Origin of the sequence: Vibrio crassostreae (genome assembly GCF_024347415.1) — a bacterium.
GTDB classification, from domain to species: Bacteria; Pseudomonadota; Gammaproteobacteria; order Enterobacterales; family Vibrionaceae; genus Vibrio; species Vibrio crassostreae.
The window spans coordinates 2,251,475-2,270,387 of the sequence record NZ_AP025476.1 but is presented as its reverse complement, the minus strand read 5'-3'; the positions used below and the strand labels follow the sequence as shown (position 1 = coordinate 2,270,387).

Below are 18,913 nucleotides of genomic sequence, written 5' to 3'. Positions count from 1 at the left end.
AAGAAAGCGCTTTCAAAGTTTAAGTGTAAGAATTTTTTGGAATTTTGATATGAAACAAGACTACAACTCAACACCAGAGGTCGATGGCAAGTTCGTTGATTTAGATGGTGAGCGTTACTACCAAATCTCTAATGTTGACCAAATGACGCCATTCTTTATTAGCGTTGTATCGTCGAGCGATCACTGGTTATTTATTTCATCAACAGGCAGCCTTTCAGCTGGACGCATTCGTCCGGAAAATGCGCTTTTTCCTTACAAGTCTGTTGACCATATTCATGAAAATGCGGAAAACACCGGCTCAAAATCCATCTTCCGTATTGAACATGGCGACAAGGTTGTACTTTGGGAACCGTTTAATACATTCCATGATGGTATTTTTGATGTTGAACGCAATCTTTATAAAAATACGATTGGAGACAAGATTGTATTTGAAGAGATAAACCATACTTTGCAACTACAGTTCCAATACAGCTGGAATACGAGTGAAAAATACGGCTTTATTCGTCGTTCAAAACTGACCAACCTCGCGAGCTTTGAGCGTAAAGTCGAAGCACTAGATGGCTTACAAAATATACTTCCTTCAGGCGCTCCGTTATCAGCTCTTCAAACAAGAAGTGCATTAGTTGATGCGTACAAGTGGAATGAACAAGTTGATGGTAGTTCATTAGCTCTGTTCAGCATGTACGCGAAATTGAGCGATAGAGCCGACCCTGCTGAATCTTTGCTAGCGACGACAGTCTTCAGCTTAGAAACGGAAAGCAGCCAAATTTTATTGACGAGTGCTCAAGTTAATGCGTTCAGAAAAGGTCGAGCGGTTAAAAGTGAACCTTTAACGAAAGGGGTTAGAGGGAGCTATTTAGTTCATAAGTCTCTGACGCTGCGAGCACATCAAACCAAAGTTTGGTCGATTGTCGCTGATATAGACAAGACTCATTCCGATATCTGTCAGCTTCAATCTGAGCTCTCTGTTCCTGCTAACCTAGCACTAGCTTTAGAAAAGAGCGTTGCAGATAATCAAGATGAATTGATCACATTAATGTCTGGCGCGGATGCGTGGCAAATAACAGCTGAAGAAAATACCAGCGTTCACCATTATGCCAATGTGTTGTTCAATAACATGCGTGGTGGCGTGTTTGAAAACGGCTATATGTTAGAAAAGGCTGACGTAGTTAAAACTATGGAAAAGGCTAACTCTCAGGTAGCTGGCCGCCATCAAGACTTTTTTGATCAGTTAGGGGATGTTTTCAGCCATTCTGAATTAGTTTCGCGCGCTAAAGCGACAGGGGATTCTCAATTAGTTCGATTGAGCTACGAGTATCTACCGCTTACTTTTGGACGTCGTCATGGTGACCCTAGTCGCCCTTGGAACCACTATGAGATTAAGCTCAAAGATGAAAATGGCGAACGCTTACTTTCTTATCAAGGCAACTGGCGTGATATTTTCCAAAACTGGGAAGCGATGGCTCTTAGTTATCCAGGGTTCATCAAATCATTCATCTCTAAGTTTGTTAATGCTTCAACGGTGGATGGTTACAATCCGTATCGAATTACTAAAGATGGTGTAGATTGGGAGCTGTTAGAGGAGGATGATCCTTGGAGTAACATTGGTTACTGGGGCGATCATCAAATCATTTATCTATTAAAATTCCTTGAGTTGGCAGACAAATTTGAGCAAAGCGATCTTATCGAATTACTAGAGAGTGACATTTTTAGTTATGCCAACGTGCCTTACGAGCTTTGTGGAGTTCAAGGCCTCTTTGATAACCCTAAAGATACCGTAGAGTTCAACCAAGACTTGCAGGAATTGACAGAGCAACGTGTAAAGAGCTTAGGCAGTGACGGTCGCTTGTTGATGACGGGTGACCAAGAAGTTTATATGGTCAACTTAATGGAGAAGATACTCGTCCCTTTGTTGGCGAAATTGAGTAACTTAGTGCTTGATGGTGGTATTTGGCTCAATACACAACGTCCAGAATGGAATGATGCAAACAACGCTATCGTTGGCAACGGCCTCTCAATGGTAACCTTGTACTACATGCGTCGCTATGTTGCCTTTATGCAGCGCCTGTTAGAGAAGTCACCATCGTCATACAGTATTTCCAAAGAAGTGTTTGAGTGGATGTCTTCTGTTACACAGATCGTTTCAGAGGCAAATACAGAGATTCGTCAAGATACGGTCACTCGTCAAACTCGTAAAGCAATGCTGACTAAGCTGGCTAAATCCGCTGCTAATTATCGTGAGCGCGTGTACCGAGTAAATGGATTCTCAGGGAAAACGAAAGTTGAGAAAGAAGCGATTGTTCAATTGATGGGCGCGAGCTTAAAAGTCCTAGATTCTACGATTGCAAACAACTTGCGTGAAGACGGTTTGTACAATGCGTATAACATCTTGAGTTGTTCTGGTGAGAGCTTAATGGTTGAAGAGCTTTACCCGATGCTAGAAGGGCAAGTTGCAGTATTGAGCTCGGGTCTATTATCACCTAAACAAGCGGTTGAGTTGTTGGATAAATTGTTTGCCAGTGACATGTATCGTGCTGAACAAAATAGCTTCATGCTTTACCCTGACCGTGAGCTGGCTTCTTTTATGGACAAAAACTGTTTAGACGCTAAAGACATTGACCAGAGCAAATTGTTAAGCATGATGGTTGTTGCCAAAGATAACCGATTAGTAAACCAAGACAGCAAAGGTTCTTACCACTTCAATTCAAGCTTTGAAAACAAAGGTTTCCTTCAGGCTGCGATTGATGAAATTAAAGCCGATTACCCGTCAATTAGTGATGATGAATTTTGTCATGTATCTAGTTTGTATGAGCGTGTATTCAACCATAAAGCCTTTACTGGGCGTTCGGGAACCATGTTTGGTTATGAAGGTTTAGGTTGTATCTATTGGCATATGGTTTCTAAGTTGCTGCTAGCTGTGCAAGAAAACTATCAGCATGCTTGGAGTATGGACTCTAATAGCCAGGAAACTCTTAAATTAGCGGATTACTATTACAAAGTGAGAGCTGGTATTGGTTTCAACAAAACGCCGGAAAACTACGGTGCGTTTCCGACGGATCCGTATTCTCATACGCCAAAGCACTCTGGAGCACAGCAGCCAGGGATGACAGGGCAAGTTAAGGAAGAAGTGATTACTCGTTTTGGAGAGCTAGGTCTAGAGGTCGTTGATGGCACAATTGTAATTAACCCTTCACTTCTTAGTCCTAAAGAGTTCTTACAAAAAGCGGCGACTTTTGACTGCCAAAATATTGAAGGACAAATGCAGAGCTTTATTGTTCAGGCTGGGCAACTGGCTTTTACTTACTGTCAGGTACCGTTTATTTACCAACTCAATGATGAGCCAACACAGGGTATTGAAGTTCAGTTTAAAGACGGAACAAGTGAGGCATTTGCATCGTTAACGCTAAACCATGAAATGGCTTCACAGCTCTTTTCTCGTAGTGGTCTTATTGAGAAAGTCGTTGTCGTGTTGTCAAAGCACCAGTTACTCTAATTCTAATTTAAAGTGAAATAAAAAGGCTCTAAGTGAATACTTAGAGCCTTTCTTTTAAGTGTAAAAAATGGGGTGCTTGATATACAAAAATCAAAGCTTAGCCACGGACTCTCTTACAATCAATGTCGGGGTTAGTTTGTGCTTCAATGGGTAGTCGCGTTTATTAATTAACGATAAAACACCTTTTGCAGCTTCTTCTCCCATCTCATGAACTGGAAAGTCGACCGTCGATAAGCGAGGACGAATATGCTGGCTATGAGTATCGTTATCGAAGCCTACGACTGAAAGGTCTCGCCCAATAATGAGGTTTCGCTCTGCTGCTACGTCATATACAGCAAGCGCGATGTTGTCATTTTGACAGAAAATCGCGGTGATCTCAGGGTCTCGGTCTAACAAGCGTCGCGCAGCTTCGTGGTTGCCTTGATGATCAAAGCGTCCCTCTACAAACAGCCCTGCGTCGTATTCGATACCGAACTCTAACAAGGCATTTCGATACCCTTGAAAGCGATCTCTACTATCAACTTTACTCAACTGGCCTGTGATACAAGCGACTTTTTTATGGCCGTTCTCAAGTAAGTGCTTCGTTGCAAGGTAGCCACCAAGCTCATTATCAATGTAAATACAGCGATCAGAAATCTCAGGAATAAAACGGTTGAGAACAATCATTTTTTCACTGTCTTTCGCTATTTTGATCAGTTCGTCATCACTGAGCTTGTCTGAGTGAACAATGAGGCCATCCACAAGTTTAGATTGCAAAAACTGGATAGAATCGAGCTCTTTGGTTCGTGATTCCTGGCCACTTGTAACGATTAAGTGAATATTATTTTGGCGAACGGTATCTTCGGCTGTATGCATTAATGGTCCATAGAAAGGCCCATCAAGCGAACCAACTAGCATGCCAATGCTATTTGAACGACTGGAGGCTAGAGCTTGTGCAAACGCATTAGGCTTGTAGCCCAGTTGCTCAATAGCTTTGAATACTTTTTCGCGATTGGCTTCCTTTACCGTAGGGTGACCATTTAATGCTCGTGAGACAGTTGATTGAGAAACTTGAGCAAGTTCAGATACTTCTTTAATGGTGATCAATGGTAGTGGCCTTATCTCTACAAGGAGTGAACTAAGCTATATTACCTTCGTGATCAATAAGAGCCTAGCAATCCAATGATTAATATTTAAAAACTCTGAACTGCTTAACGCTAAATTTGAAGGTTAAGCATACAAAGTAAGGTCACGAATATTTCCATATACTCGTTCAAATATCAAGCAAGCGCTTTCTTTGTATTGTGATAAAAGTGAATCTGTTTTTCTGAGCTTCGTTGTAAGCTAGAAAAAATAGAAGCCTGAGAATAAAAGGGATTCTAGGGTGTTATGCAGATAATCAGGTCAAAAAATTCTTGAGAATCTACACAAACCACAACGAATTTTAGCAAAATGTGAAACTCAACAAGAAAGCGCTTTCTTAAGGTGAGCGTTGTCTCTTTTTTGAACTATGCACTTTTATATACTCATTTTGAAACAGTCGTGCATGGCATATTGGGTCCATGCTCGCAGACTTATTCATTTATCGACTTTCTGTTATGGGCTCCGATATTACGTGTCGCCTGCTTAGAAAGTCGTGATACAAGGAGTTGTAATGCAAGATCTAACCAATCAGGTAAAGATATTAACGTCTTTTATTTCTGCCGCTTTGATGTCTGGCTGCACGGCGATAGAGCTGCCGGTATCCGAAAGTGCTGACTTAGCTCAAACTGAAAAAGCGATTGTGCTATCCCATGCTCCAGTTACTTTAAGTTCAGACTGGCAATTGGTGTGGGAAGACCAGTTTGAAGGCGAGCAAATAAATAAACGTAATTGGTCATTAGAAGTGAACTGTTGGGGAGGAGGGAACAATGAACAACAGTGCTACACGGATGATCCTAATAACGCATTTGTTAAAGATGGCTTTTTACACATTGTCGCGCTGAAGCAAAGTCATACTGGGCCTGACAATGCCGAAGGTACGATTGGCGGAGCAACTAAAACACTCCCTTATACTTCTGCGAGGCTAAGTACAAGAGACAAGCGTGACACCAAATATGGCCGTTATGAAATCAGAGCAAAGTTACCCGGTGGACAAGGTTCATGGCCCGCGATTTGGATGCTGCCAACCGACAATAAATATGGTACATGGGCTGCTTCTGGCGAAATCGATATTATGGAAGCGGTTAACCTAAACACACTTTCAGATGCGGCGGGAGCGAAAAATGATGCTCTAGAAAACCGGGTCTACGGGACGTTACATTACGGACGAAATTGGCCAGACAATGTTTATAAAGGGCAAGCCGCGACATTGCCAAATGGTGTGAACCCTACTGAGGGCTTCCATACATACGCGATTGAGTGGGAAGAAGGTGAAATTCGTTGGTATGTAGACAATATTCATTACGCGACTCAAACTCAAGAGGGCTGGTACAGCCAATATGAAGCGGAAGAAGGGAAACTCATTAATGCGAGTGGAGCAGCTCCGTTTGATGAAAAGTTTCATTTGTTATTGAACTTGGCTGTCGGTGGGGCGTGGTCAGCGAACGCAAATGATAAAGGCATCGACGAAGGTTTGTTTCCGAAAACAATGCTAGTTGATTCGGTCAAGGTATACCGTTGTAAGGTTGATCGTTGGAAAGGAAAAGGGTGTGCAAGTCGCTCTGAACATGCAATACAAGTGATAGGGCACGAAGCTCCAGAGATCTTAGCAACCGATGATAGTTATGCTGATGGACCAACGTTGGAGATTTTTACCGAAACTCTTAACGCAAGCTTGGCTTATGCAAGCTATGATCCATTGGATATTGTTGACTATCAAGAAGTGACCGAACCAGATCGTGGAACAGTGCTACAAGTGAATAAGAATCAAGGATCAGGAAATATCTATTTTCGTTCTCCTGTAACAGATGTGACACATTGGCAAGAAACGGGTGAACTGGTCTTTGACTTGAAAGTTGAGAGCATGGCCGACGGGGTTGAACTATTGGTTAAGATGGACAGTGGCTGGCCGAAAACAAGTGACTATACCGTGCCGCTATCAGCAATCAATGAATGGAAGACGGTACGTATTCCAATCGCTGACATTTTAAAGAGAGACAACCGTTTTGCTGGTGGGAATCAAGCTGATCCAACAACGATCACTAACCTTTTAGTGTTTGAGCCTCAAGGAGAAATGAGTTTTAAATTAGACAATATTCGATTTGAAAAGTAAGCTTTTTAACAAAAGGGTTTGAATAAAATTCTGAATATAAAGGGAACATACGATGTATGTTCCCTTTTTTATTTCGACGAGCATTCCAGGAAGATAATCGACGATGTATTCCGAAATAGGTTCTGAGTGATTGAACGGAGTAATTCGTCCTTAATATGTGAACAGTGATATTTTACTTGTTTCCATGATTGTTCAAACAAAATACTTAACATCTCTATTTTTGTGACTCATGCATAAGAAAGCGCTTTCTTTGGTGGGGTTGATCACGGTTTATATTCACAAGATCCATTTATACTCTTTCCATACCAACTGAGCGGTTAAAGCCAATAAGGTTAAGAGTGCATAGTGAATGTGGGCTTAGATTTGATCTTCTTTAAATCTGTTCGATTGGTTTTTTTAAGAAAAATAAAGAAAGCGCTTTCTTTTTGAAAGTATAATTTGGAACATGGAGTTATTATGAAACTTTCTAAGCTTACCCTTGCTTGTTTAGTCGCTACTGCTGGCTTGTCTACTGTACCTACTGCATATGCCGAAAAATCGGATGGATTTGAATTTCACGGCTATTTCCGTGCTGGTGTTCTATTCAGTGAAAATGACGATTTTAAACGAGCAAAGTTCCCAGCATCTAAAGAGCGTTTAGGTCGATTGGGTGTTGAGTCGGATAGCCACTTTGAAGTAGCACTGCAGAAAAATTTTGAGAATGACGGTGGTCAGAAAATTCGAATCAAAACACGAGCAGCAGCCAACAATGCGGAATATGCAACCAACCAACTTGGTGCCAATGCCGATGCAACCAACAGCGAAATTGGTATGGCAGAAACTTTTGTCGAGTTTGAAGGTGTATCTGAAACCGGTGTTGTATGGGGTGGTAAGCGCTTTTATGGTAAAGATAATTACATCTTTATGACCGACTTTTTCTACACGGATATGTCAGGTACTGGTGTTGGTATTGAAGGTGTTGAGCTAGGTGGTAATAAGTGGGACTTTGCTTATATTGCAAGCGATGACTCTGGCGATACAAGTTTCTGGGGTGACAGCAACAACATCATGCATGCACTTCATGCTGGCGTGAACTTTGGTAGTGTTGAGCTTCACGCTATGGCTAAGTATATGCCAGACAATATGGTCGATTTAGGTTTTGGTAATGGCCCAGAAGCATTCGCTGAGAATGGCTATGAAATGACGGCAATTGTTCACACTGAGTCTGTCTTTGGGTTGTCAGATAAAGGTTTTACAAAATACATCGCGCAGGCTGGTAAAGGCTTAGGTTCAGGTAACCTTTTAGGCGGTACTCTTACGACTTACAACACGTACAAGCCTGGTAGCGACTATCAAAGTTGGTTAACGACAGGCACGGGCTGTGGTACGTCTTGTTTGAAGGCTGTTGATGAAAACGATGTATCGCTACGTGCTTTAGCATGGGGTGGGTACTTTTTTGAAAATGGTGTGAATATTTTCCACTCTCTTCAAACCCAGTACAACGATTTTGACAATGGTGACACAGACGGCTGGGTATCAGCAATGGTGCGACCAACGTTCCCAATTTCAGAAAACTTCTTTATCGCTACCGAAGCTGGTTACATGTACAACTACGAAGACCGTAATGGTGAGTCAAAGAATTCTTATGATTACAAGCTAACAGTAGCACCGACTCTAGTTGTGCACTCTGGCTTCGGTCCATCTCCAGAAATTCGCTTCATGGCATCTTACCTTGATGGTGAAATGCAAGATGGTACGGGTAAAGAGGGTGACTTTGTTGTAGGTATTCAAGCTGACATGTGGTGGTAGAATTTTTTACCTTCGGGTCTTAAGTGATATCGAGCATACCGGGGGAGTGGTATGACGGCCTTGCCTTTAGGGCGGGCAAGGTTCTCGATATCCTATTTATTGCAATAGTTGAGCTCTTTCCTAGCAGCACAAAGAGTTTCATTTTTATTGCTATGAGTCTTCCATATTTGAGTTTCGTTTCAAATGTGTTCTTGCCAAAGATACTCATCGACCGCTTCGAAAGGAGCGGTTTTTTTATGTGTGAAATATCTAATCTTTTAAGGCTTAAGGCTTAAGGTTTAAGGTTTAAGGGGGAAAGGGTTATGAGTTATGGGAAGAATGTTGCTTTCTAAATTCGCGAGGGCTGCATCCATTTTGGGCCTTAAAACATTTGGAGAAATAGTTGCTGTCAGAAAAGCCGCAAGACTCAGCAATGTGTTGGATGCTTTTGTTGTCGTTTAATAATAAGGATGCCGAGTGTCGAATTTGAAGGTCTTTGACGTATTGGTTTGGGGATGTATTTAAAAACTGCCTGAATAACCTTTCTAGTTGCCGCTTGCTGATATAGGCCGCTTGCGCAATGGTTTCTGTATCTAATCCTACTTCTTTGTAATGACGGTCAATATGTGCGAGAGCACGGCTCAATGCCAGGGTTGTTTTTGGTAAGCTATGGGTCTGTTCTTGATATCGCCGAGCAAGTTCTATCGCAAGTTGCTGCATTGTGCTCGTCAATATGATTTCAAACCCCTGTTCTGCGTTGTCGTATTCCGATTTGATTTGTTGTAGAAGTCCATTGATTCGTTTCAACTGAGAAAGTGATAACGTAAGCTTTGCTTGATATTCAGATGCTTGTCGAGCAATTGGTTCTACCTTGAAAAGCGCTTGATAACCTGGCATTTGACGCATTGAAGGTACCTCAAAAAAAGGCAATGCCGTATCAAACATCAAGTTTACAATCTTCAGTTTATTTACTTCACAAAATCCATGTTCAATATCCCCATTAATAACAAATACATCTCCTGTACTTAAAGGGTAAGTGTGGCTAGCTACCGTATGCTTTCCACTACCACTCACAACTAAGAAAAGTTCAGAAAAGTCATGGCTATGTACGTCAAAGTCGAAATCGTGATGACCATCGACATAGGCAAATTTGATCTGAGGATATCTCTGATGACTTTGGAGTCTAAACTTGGTTTTCATGTCGCTATTTTACCTATTTCTGTCGCTTATTTGGTAGTTACACGCCGTGGTTAAGATTACTATTTTTTGAACAAAGACAATATTAACTTTTAGAGCGAGAGGTCAAATTTTTGCTCTAAGTAAAAAAATAGTAGGACTTTAAATGAATACTGTGGAAATTCTCGAAGCACAGAAGCAGCTTGCACCCATAAGTCGACAAGCGGCTACTGAGGGCATTGTGCTACTAAAAAATAGTGATTCAATATTGCCATTGCAGGCTAGTGATACGGTGTCTCTTTTTGGTCGCTGTCAGATTGATACCTACCGAAGTGGCACTGGATCTGGTGGAGCGGTGAATGTCCCTTATTCAGTTAATGCATTACAGGGCTTGTATGAGAATCCAAACATCAATCTTAATCTCAGTTTGGTGGAGGTATACCAACGTTGGGTCAAGGACAACCCGTTCAATGACGGCGGTGGTGGTTGGGCAGCTGAACCTTGGTTTCAAGATGAAATGCCTCTTTCAGCTTCTGTTGTGATGGATGCCGCCGCCAAATCTAACAAAGCCGTTATTTTTATCGGTCGAACAGCTGGTGAGGATCAAGATAATGCACAGCAACAAGGCAGTTACAATTTAACCGCCCTCGAAATGCAAATGTTGGAGAAAGTGACGGAACATTTTGATGATGTCATTGTGATACTGAACGTGACCAACATTATTGATATGTCATGGGTAAGCTCACTCAAAGATGCAAGGTCGATCAAGGCAATTTTGTATAGCTGGGCTGCAGGCATGGAAGGTGGGCATGCACTTGCGGATGTTTTATCAGGTGATGTTAGCCCGAGTGGACGTTTGACCGACACTATTGCGCACTCTTTATCTGATTACCCTTCCAGCGCTAGCTTCGGAAATAAAGAGCGTAATCTGTACCAAGAAGATATCTATGTCGGGTATCGGTATTTTGAAACTTTCAATCTTAAAGCTGTTCAATTTGAGTTTGGTTTTGGGCTGTCCTACACCCGCTTTTCCAATCAATTAAATGCGCTAACGATTCTTGGTTCTGGCTCTGAACAAGAGTTGGTATTTGATATTGAAGTTAAAAACATAGGTGAGAAATACAGTGGCAAGGATGTTGTTCAATTATATGTTGAAGCGCCTCAAGGTCATCTTGGTAAGCCAACACGAGCACTGATCGGGTTTGTGAAAACACCGACCTTGGACCCGCAAGAAACGGTGTGTTTGACAATTTCATGTCCTCTATCTTCCTTCGCATCATTTGATGACTGCGGTAAAACGGGACACCCAAATAGTTACGTACTTGAAGCTGGAGAATATCACTTTTATCTAGGAGGCAGCGTTCGACAAGCAAGGCTAGTTGACGAAAGCATAAAAGTGGATGAGCTAATAGTTGTTGAGCGACTAACGGAAGCTCTGGCACCCGTCACCGCTTTTAAAAGGCTCGTTCCAAAAGAGATAGGGCAAAATGGGGTTTACATTTGTGACTATGAATCTGTACCACTACGAACTATTGATTTGAGTAAACGTATTCTGAGTGAGCTTCCAAGCTCTATTCCTCTTGGTGAAGATACGGGCATTCGTTTACTGGATGTTAAGCAGGGGCGAGCGAACATTGACGAATTTATCTCGCAAATGACCGTAAAGCAGTTAGCGACAATTGTTCGTGGGGAAGGTATGTGCAGCCCTAAGGTGACGCCAGGTACTGCTGCTGCTTTTGGGGGTGTTTCGCCGAGCTTATTTGATTTAGGCATCCCTGTCGTTGCAGCTGCTGATGGTCCGTCTGGTATCCGAATGGACAGCGGACATAAAGCATCTCAAGTCCCAATTGGTACATTATTAGGCTGTACATGGAACCCAGAACTGAATGAGAAACTATTTCATTTAGTGGGGAAAGAGATGCAAGCCAATCATATTGATACGTTGCTTGGTCCTGGGATTAACATCCACCGCCACCCTTTGAATGGTCGAAATTTTGAGTATTTCTCAGAAGATCCATTTCTCTCAGGGGTAATAGCTGCATCTCAAACTCTTGGTCTTAAAGCTGCAGGAGTATCTGGCACAATCAAGCATTTGGTGGCGAATGATCAAGAAACGTCACGGTTTGATGTTGATAGTGTTATATCTCAAAGAGCACTTCGTGAGATTCATCTGAAGCCTTTTGAAATAGCGGTAAAACAAGGAGGAGCTTCGAGTGTTATGACCTCCTACAACCCTATTAATGGTCACTGGGCTGCATCCAATTACGACCTCAATACTACGATTCTTCGTGGGGAGTGGGGTTATAAAGGGATAGTGATGACGGATTGGTGGGCAAAAATGAATGACCCAATCAAAGGTGGCTCTGAAAGTCGAAGTTACACATCCTTTATGCTTCGCTCTCAAAATGATCTTTATATGGTTGTTGAGCATGATGGTGCGGAAAATAACGTGTCGAATGACGATACGTTACAGGCGCTTGAAAACGGAACGTTGAGCTTAGGGGAGTTGCAACGAAGCGCGATGAATATTTGTCGTTTTATTATGGACTCTCCAGCAATGGGTCGCCCATTAGTCGCTTTTGATCCAGTTAAGAGCTTTGAGGCGACCCAAAATCTTAATAAACAACAGAGTAAAACTGATGGAGACTTTTGCTCTCTGACGGCAGAGCAACATGCAATAGTATTACCACTTAATATCAGAGAAAACCGTAGCATTGTTTTGGAAGTTAAACAGGCTGGTGTGTATCGATGTGCAGGTATTGTTAACTACGATAGTGGCACTTTGGCTCAATCTGCGTGTAGTTTAAGTCTCAATAACGTGTACGCGATGTCTCTATCAGTGAATGGTACTAATGGCGAGACAGTTTCAGTTGAGGGGCTCTCCGTTAAGCTTGATAAAGGCTTTTATTCTTTGGATATTGAATTCATCAAATTAGGCTTAGAATTGGAGCAATTAGTATTTTCGTTTATGCCTGAATAGGGCTAAGGGATAACAGTCGTTTATTTAACTCTCGTTGCTCAAAAAAGAGGTAAAGTGAGAGAAAATAAACGACTACTTTGAGGTTGAGTTATTGTGCTTTTTGATATTGCTTCATCGCGTCAACAAAGGAGTTTCGCATCCCTTCGATTCCTAATCGCTCAGATTCTTCAACGTAAGTCAGTGCTGCACTAAAATCTCCAGATGAAACCGAGTTTTCTATAAGAGTTTGATAAACCTCTTTCTTATTCAGTGTATTTTCCGTTAATAAATCTGATTGGGCTACGGTTGATTCTGGAATAATTTGTTGAACTCGCTTTTGACGGTTTTGTTCTTCAACAACGGTGGTTACCGCTGTGAATTTAAAATCAAAGGAGACTTTCCCGATTGCAGAATGAGGGATGGCGTAGTCCGTGTTATGAGCGATGTTTGCCTGGATATCACCAGAACGTATCGCCATATCACTTGGTTTTTCGACAGGAGTTGTTTTCGCGAGTGCTTCGCTGGTTGTGAATACGACCAAGTAAGCAGGAGCCTCGCCGTTTAAGTAACGTTCTTGCAGTTCGATTTGCGCGCCATATTGTGCACCATCAAGCAGGCTAAGTGGTTGGTACTTAATACTTTCATTGCCAATGACATCTAGCGGCTGGTAATTTTTGTCTAAGACTAAAAGTGACGGAACGAATGCTGAATAACTAGCATTTGAAGTCACTGAAAAACGAATAGCATCTAGTGTTGCAGGAAGCTTTAGCCCTCCAGCAAAGGATCGACCCGATTTGAACTCGATCTTAGGGCTTGCTGTGGTGATCGAAACAGATGTTTCTTCTGGGTTCGTAACGCTTTGATATTGAATTGTACTCAGGTTTTCACAGCAGTTTTCGTTGTTCTGTAGTGACTCTAGCCCCGGAGAAGTTTTGTGGTAGCTAACCGGTGACTCTGTCACTGTTGAACAGGCGCTTAGTGCGAATACCGCTGGTAGAATTGCTAAATATTTCATAATTTCTCACAGTTAAAAAAGCATATCTGATTCAGAGTGCCTGATTGATAATAGAGACACACTACAAGAAAGCGCTTTCTTTTTGAGTGACGAACACCAAATTTAAAGAAATACTCGCTAATAATTAGTACGAATTAGGTAACAGGCTGCCGTTGGGCTGTTACCTAGATTGAAAGTTAACGAGATACCGAACTTAACAACTGAGTAAAGCGTTGCCATGATTTTTGGTCAGCTTCATGTTGATAGTTATTCGATCCGAATACTGTGAAGGCGTGTGGCGCACCACTATAAGTGATCATCTCATGCGGAACTTTGGTTGATTCAAGTTGAGCGGCGAGGCTTCCAAAGTCGTGCATTGAAATCATGGCATCAGCCGTGCCGTGGAACACGACTACGGGAGCTTTAGTCTGCGAGTAGTCTTGGCCTTTTGGTGTTGATAAACCGCCATGGAAGGTTACGTAAGCCTTCGAAGGAATTCCCGCACGAGCAGCTTCCAATACAGCAGCTCCACCAAAGCAGTATCCCATTATTACGTTGTTATCTAAGTTGCCGCCAAGTCTTTTCGCTTCCATGGCTCCTGCGTTGAGTAGCGCACGCATTTTCTCTCTGTCTTTGTACAGTTCACCTGTGTGTTGTTTTTTGTCTTTCACTTCGGTTGGGCGAATGCCTTTACCAAACAGGTCGATAGCGAACACGTTGTAACCGAGTTCGTTGAGCATCTCAGAACGCTTCTTTTCGTAATCGGTTAAGCCATCCCAATCGTGAATTAGCAGTACCAAAGGCGCTTGGTCACTGGCTTCACTCCAATAACCTTCGTAGTCCATCCCGTCGACTTGGTAAGTGACGTTTTCTCCAGAAATAGCTGAAAAGGGTAGTAAGATTGAAAACAGGCCGAGTGTAGTGAGTTTTCGCATGCGTTATTCCTTCAGAAGACAATGACGTTCCAATCGAAAGTATAGATAACGCGATGATTCTCGCCAGATTACTGTCTTTAATTTGAAGTGTAAGAGTAGAGGTAAAATATGAAAGTGAAACGCTAAAACAGCCATCACGATCAAGTGTGATGGCTGTATGACGGTGTTCTCAGATTACGGAAATTCGAATATCCAGAGCTCGGTGTGACGGGGTAATTACCAAGAAGCGTTAGTCGTGCTACGGCACATATCTGGATATTTTCGCTGATAGCGTGGCAGCATCGATTCGTTACCTAAGATACCGCCTTGGTGAATGTAGATAATGGTTTTAGTTGGGTTATCTTCTTGCCATTGTTCTAAGCATTGCCACATCAATGGGTCGTAAAGCAGGTCAAACTCGATGTCGGTTTGCTCTTGTAGATCCAACCAAGTTTGATAATCCTGTTGATACAATTTTCCAAAGTGGTGTTTGGTTTCGAGCGATAAGATCTGTGGATGTTCGGTTTCACCTAGCTCATTAAATTGCTGCGTTAAATAGTCGCTGCCACCAACACAAGCACAGGTTAATACCGGGATGTTGTGCAGCTTTAAATGCTTATGAAGATAGAGAGCTGTGCTACCTGTCCCTGCGGGGAGTGCGATCACAAAATCGTGTTGGTTTTCGAAGCGAGTCCAGCTCAGTATTTCCATTGCCAATTGCTTAACACCATACTCAGCAAGCTGAGAGCGGCCACCCTCGGGTAACACAATGCAGTGTGAGTCAGGTTGTCTTACTTGCTCAATATACTCTTTAGGATGAAGCTCAGAGCCTGTCTCTTTGACTGAAATCACCTTAGCGCCAAGGTCTACTGCACCACGGTAATTACCTATTGGGCGTTCTAGTAGCCACTCGGGAAGATGATCGACGTAGAACTCAAGCGTCCAACCTTTGATCTTTGCCAGTGCCGCGAGTGAGAACAGAGAGTTAGCCTGCGCAGAACCATAGCTGATCAAGGTTGTGGTCTCTGGGTGCTCGTCTTCCAGCAGCTTCATGAACTTGCGGGCTTTGTTACCGCAAAAGTGTGAGTGAAGTTGATCGTCACGCTTTAAGAAAAAGGTGTGGTCGTTAAATTGATGCTGAGTTACAGGGCTATTATTTAGTTTCATCGCACTTAAACAAAATGCTGACTAAAGAGCCAGCATTTTTAAATCAAATAGGACGGACGAGTATCTAGTAGCCAGAGGCGGCTGTAAACCAACTAAATCAAGTTTTCGTTCGATATTGACGCGGATGAATCGGCTTGAAAGGTGATCTTGGCTGTGCATCCACCACAGCTGCGATTAAACAATTCAAAGTCCCAATCAAAACGCTGACACAAGTCATCGACAATCAACAAACCTAGCCCATGTCCATTCGGGTTGTATTGCTCCTGCAGGCCTTCGCCTTGATCTTCAATAATAAGACTGTCTTGAGAAAGGGTGATAGTTACTGTACCGCTATTAGTTGCTGCAATCGCGTTTCTTAACAAGTTACCGACCAACATATTCATGATCGCGCTGGTGGCTTGAATGGTTGGTTCTGATTGAACTTGTAAGGTTATCGCGACTTCCTTCTCGTCAGCCTGCAACGAATTTTTAGAAACGATAGTCTCTAGCTCTTGCTGGCTGAATAAACGTAGAGGTGCATCGTCACTGTTTCTTTCATAACGAACGAGACCAAGCAGTGCATCGACCATTTCAGACATTTGAACAATGGCTTCATCAATACGTTCAACCTGACGAGATTGAAATTCGGTTGTTTCGCTTCTCAGTAACAGTTTGTTGGCACCACGAGCAACAGTCAACGGAGTTCTTAGTTCATGACTTGAGTAGCGTGCGAAAGCTTGCTCGCGTTTTACTAGAGAATTGATTTCTCTTCTGTATTGATTGAGTTGATCCGTCAACTGACGAAACTCCACCGCCGCATCGTCATTCACTCCAAATTCTTCGTTTAGATTGAGCTTATTGGATTCAAGCTGTTCAGACAGGGAGTTGAAGGGCTCAATCAGCCGTTTAGACAACCGATAGAGCAGAGCTCCGAAGCTGAATATTAGAATAGAGAGAAGGGCTAATACAAATGTGGTGGCATAAACGAGCTCAAAGACACTAAGCTCGACACGGTCTATTTCAGAAAGCAGAACAATAGGGTGAGTTCTACCTTCATGAGTATACTCGCCTACATAGACCATGCGAGATTCTGGATCTTCACCGACCTCACCAATGAAATTTTCTTTGCCTTCAATATACTTTAAATACTTTTTCGGTAGATAGGAAAGATCGTTGTAAGCGATAGTCAGGTCATCAATACGAAGCTCTCCACTTTCGCCTGACTGGAATAACCCGACTGCATAGTTGCGGTCAATTAGGATGCGTCTTTCACCCACGCGGTCTTCCGACAAGTACAGGGCTGTGATAAATACCACATAGACAAATGCCGACACAATTACGGCCATTAACCCAAAGAAAACCGCTAAGCGGCCCGTTAGGGTTTTTGTGCTTGTAAGAACATTTGAAATCAATTCGATGGCTCCAATCGGAAGCCAACTTTAGGCACCGTAATTAACATCTGAGTGTCAAAAGGCTTGTCGAGTTGATTACGTAACTGATAAATGTGACTGCGCAACACATCATTGTTGGGCTCGTTTTCTTCCCATAACTTGTAGGAAATAGCTTCACGAGTGACTACTTCAGGTGCGCTTTGGCACAGCATCTCAAGTATGGTGTAAGTGGTTGGATTGAGCGCTAGTAGTTTATCTTGGCGGTAAGCTTTACGGGTTTTTTGGTCGATGGTGAGTTCATCGAACTGAAGTTTTGAAGAGGCGACTTTTCCGCGGTAACGACGGACTAACGCGTTCATTCTTGCTTCTAGAATATCCAAATCAAAAGGCTTGGTGAGGTAATCATCGGCACCGTGTTCAAAGCCTTTCAGCATATCTTCTCGGCTATCTAAGGCGGTCAGCATCAAAATAGGTGTCGCGTTACCTTGGTCTCGCAGTTTATTACAAACCGTTAGGCCGTCCATTCTCGGTAACATTAGATCCAATATGATGATATCAAATGAGTTTTCCAACGCGAGTTGTAGGCCAAGTTCACCGTTGTCTGCGTAATCGAGTTCCATGCCAATACACTCAAAATAATCAAACAAGACACCTGCAATTTCACGGTTATCTTCGACTAATAGAACTCGTTTCATTTTGATTCTCATACAGAAATAGACAGTAACATTATCCTGAGTGAGCGTGAAAAATATGTCAATAACATAACTTTCACTTATGGGAGGGTAGATTGGCTTCAGATTAAAAAATAGAAGAACGTATTATGTCTGAACTTCATATTAGCCGCCCTAAGATATCTACATCGCAGATCAATCCTGCGGTCTCTTTGTCTATCATTGTGCCTTTTTACGATGAACAAGAGGTATTGGAAGAGTTCCACTCTCGCCTTACCAAGGTGCTTGATAGCTTACCGATCACGAGTGAGATTGTTTATGTCGACGATGGCAGCAAAGACAATAGCTTGGACTTGGTGAGTTCATTCACTTCAATCAACAGCTCAATCTCGGTGATTGGTTTAAGCCGTAACTTTGGTAAAGAGTCAGCCATGAGTGCTGGTCTTGAGCATTGCCGAGGACAAGCGGTGATCTTGTTAGACGCAGACCTGCAAGATCCGCCGGAGCTGATCCCACAAATGGTTGCCAAGTGGCGCGAAGGCTATGACGTTGTGAATATGCAGCGCAGCCAGCGTGATGGTGAAACGTGGTTTAAGAAGTTTTCAGCGGCGAGCTTTTACAAAGTCATGAATGTGGCTGCGAAAATCGATGTTCCTGAAAATGTCGGTGATTTCAGACTGTTGAGCCGTGAAGTCGTCGACCATATCAATCAACTTCCTGAACGTAATCGCTACATGAAAGGTATTTTCTCATGGCCGGGTTTTAGGCAAGCAACGATTCAGTTTAAGCGCGACGCGCGCTTTTGTGGTGAGACCAAGTGGAACTACTTGAAGCTGGTTGGCTTGGCGATGGATGGCATCACTTCATTCTCTATCCGCCCACTGCGTATTGCGACGGCCGTTGGTGGCTTAGTGGCACTTACTGCTTTCGTGTATGGCGTCTTCATCGTGTTCAAAACCATGATGTTTGGTGAGCCCATCACGGGCTATCCGTCAATGATGGTCGTACAGCTTGCCCTTGGCGGTATCCAACTGTTGTGTATTGGTTTAATGGGAGAGTACATAGGTCGTATTTTCATTGAAACCAAGAATCGTCCTTTGTATCTGATCCAATCGGTGGTCGATACACCGGCATTAAAAACACATTTTAAATTAGAGGAGTCAGCATGAG

General features: G+C 42.7%; 12 protein-coding genes. 5 read left to right on the top strand and 7 right to left on the bottom strand.

All coding sequences use genetic code 11. The features are described from left to right. The first annotated feature begins 49 nt into the window (after positions 1 to 49). The gene (locus OC193_RS10110) at positions 50 to 3,493 is read left to right on the top strand and encodes a hypothetical protein (RefSeq protein ID WP_048664695.1); all 3,444 of its coding nucleotides are present in this window, start codon (positions 50 to 52) and stop codon (positions 3,491 to 3,493) included. A gap of 90 nt (positions 3,494 to 3,583) precedes the next feature. Here the strand turns inward: OC193_RS10110 and OC193_RS10105 are convergent, their stop codons facing one another. Then, the gene (locus OC193_RS10105; protein WP_048664696.1) at positions 3,584 to 4,579 is read right to left on the bottom strand and encodes a LacI family DNA-binding transcriptional regulator; all 996 of its coding nucleotides are present in this window, start codon (positions 4,577 to 4,579) and stop codon (positions 3,584 to 3,586) included. A 547-nt stretch (positions 4,580 to 5,126) separates the two neighbouring features. On the opposite strand from OC193_RS10105, the gene OC193_RS10100 reads away from it, so the two are divergent. Both OC193_RS10100 and OC193_RS10095 read left to right on the top strand, forming a co-directional pair. Beyond that, entirely contained in the window at positions 5,127 to 6,725 is a 1,599-nt protein-coding gene (locus OC193_RS10100) for a glycoside hydrolase family 16 protein (protein ID WP_048664697.1), read from the top strand. A gap of 456 nt (positions 6,726 to 7,181) precedes the next feature. Beyond that, positions 7,182 to 8,513 carry a carbohydrate porin gene (locus OC193_RS10095; RefSeq protein ID WP_048659629.1) on the top strand — a complete coding sequence of 444 codons (1,332 nt, stop codon included), beginning with the start codon at positions 7,182 to 7,184 and terminating at the stop codon, positions 8,511 to 8,513. Between the two features lie 300 nt (positions 8,514 to 8,813). Here OC193_RS10095 and OC193_RS10090 read toward each other — a convergent pair whose 3' ends face one another. Then, positions 8,814 to 9,692 carry a helix-turn-helix domain-containing protein gene (locus OC193_RS10090; RefSeq protein ID WP_048664698.1) on the bottom strand — a complete coding sequence of 293 codons (879 nt, stop codon included), beginning with the start codon at positions 9,690 to 9,692 and terminating at the stop codon, positions 8,814 to 8,816. A gap of 142 nt (positions 9,693 to 9,834) precedes the next feature. Between OC193_RS10090 and OC193_RS10085 the strand changes: the two genes are divergently transcribed. Next, on the top strand, positions 9,835 to 12,648 hold the full coding sequence (locus OC193_RS10085; RefSeq protein WP_048664699.1) for a glycoside hydrolase family 3 protein: 2,814 nt from the start codon (positions 9,835 to 9,837) through the stop codon (positions 12,646 to 12,648). 88 nt (positions 12,649 to 12,736) lie between these two features. On the opposite strand, the gene OC193_RS10080 is transcribed toward OC193_RS10085, so the two are convergent. From OC193_RS10080 to OC193_RS10060, 5 genes are all read right to left on the bottom strand, one after another. Beyond that, entirely contained in the window at positions 12,737 to 13,642 is a 906-nt protein-coding gene (locus OC193_RS10080) for a MalM family protein (protein WP_048664700.1), read from the bottom strand. Positions 13,643 to 13,818: 176 nt separating this feature from the next. After that, a complete protein-coding gene (locus tag OC193_RS10075) occupies positions 13,819 to 14,556 on the bottom strand; it encodes a dienelactone hydrolase family protein (RefSeq protein WP_048664701.1) in 738 nt (245 codons plus the stop codon). 216 nt (positions 14,557 to 14,772) lie between these two features. Then, positions 14,773 to 15,702: a pyridoxal-phosphate dependent enzyme gene (locus OC193_RS10070; protein WP_048664702.1), complete on the bottom strand. Its 930-nt coding sequence runs from the start codon at positions 15,700 to 15,702 to the stop codon at positions 14,773 to 14,775. 92 nt (positions 15,703 to 15,794) lie between these two features. Then, positions 15,795 to 17,093: a sensor histidine kinase gene (locus OC193_RS10065; protein ID WP_048664703.1), complete on the bottom strand. Its 1,299-nt coding sequence runs from the start codon at positions 17,091 to 17,093 to the stop codon at positions 15,795 to 15,797. Then, positions 17,090 to 17,767: a response regulator transcription factor gene (locus tag OC193_RS10060; protein ID WP_017062034.1), complete on the bottom strand. Its 678-nt coding sequence runs from the start codon at positions 17,765 to 17,767 to the stop codon at positions 17,090 to 17,092. The genes OC193_RS10065 and OC193_RS10060 overlap by 4 nt, the downstream gene beginning before the upstream one ends. A 125-nt stretch (positions 17,768 to 17,892) precedes the next feature. Here OC193_RS10060 and OC193_RS10055 point away from each other — a divergent pair, with 125 nt between their 5' ends. After that, on the top strand, positions 17,893 to 18,912 hold the full coding sequence (locus tag OC193_RS10055; RefSeq protein ID WP_048659621.1) for a glycosyltransferase family 2 protein: 1,020 nt from the start codon (positions 17,893 to 17,895) through the stop codon (positions 18,910 to 18,912). The last annotated feature ends 1 nt before the right edge of the window (position 18,913 follow it).

Excerpts from the sequence above, each read along its gene's own strand:
- OC193_RS10085 (WP_048664699.1), top strand. The coding sequence starts at position 9,835 with ATGAATACTGTGGAAATTCTCGAAGCACAGAAGCAGCTTGCACCCATA.
- OC193_RS10070 (WP_048664702.1), bottom strand. The coding sequence starts at position 15,702 with ATGAAACTAAATAATAGCCCTGTAACTCAGCATCAATTTAACGACCAC.
- OC193_RS10080 (WP_048664700.1), bottom strand. The coding sequence starts at position 13,642 with ATGAAATATTTAGCAATTCTACCAGCGGTATTCGCACTAAGCGCCTGT.
- OC193_RS10110 (WP_048664695.1), top strand. The coding sequence starts at position 50 with ATGAAACAAGACTACAACTCAACACCAGAGGTCGATGGCAAGTTCGTT.
- OC193_RS10075 (WP_048664701.1), bottom strand. The coding sequence starts at position 14,556 with ATGCGAAAACTCACTACACTCGGCCTGTTTTCAATCTTACTACCCTTT.
- OC193_RS10090 (WP_048664698.1), bottom strand. The coding sequence starts at position 9,692 with ATGAAAACCAAGTTTAGACTCCAAAGTCATCAGAGATATCCTCAGATC.
- OC193_RS10060 (WP_017062034.1), bottom strand. The coding sequence starts at position 17,767 with ATGAAACGAGTTCTATTAGTCGAAGATAACCGTGAAATTGCAGGTGTC.
- OC193_RS10100 (WP_048664697.1), top strand. The coding sequence starts at position 5,127 with ATGCAAGATCTAACCAATCAGGTAAAGATATTAACGTCTTTTATTTCT.
- OC193_RS10095 (WP_048659629.1), top strand. The coding sequence starts at position 7,182 with ATGAAACTTTCTAAGCTTACCCTTGCTTGTTTAGTCGCTACTGCTGGC.
- OC193_RS10055 (WP_048659621.1), top strand. The coding sequence starts at position 17,893 with ATGTCTGAACTTCATATTAGCCGCCCTAAGATATCTACATCGCAGATC.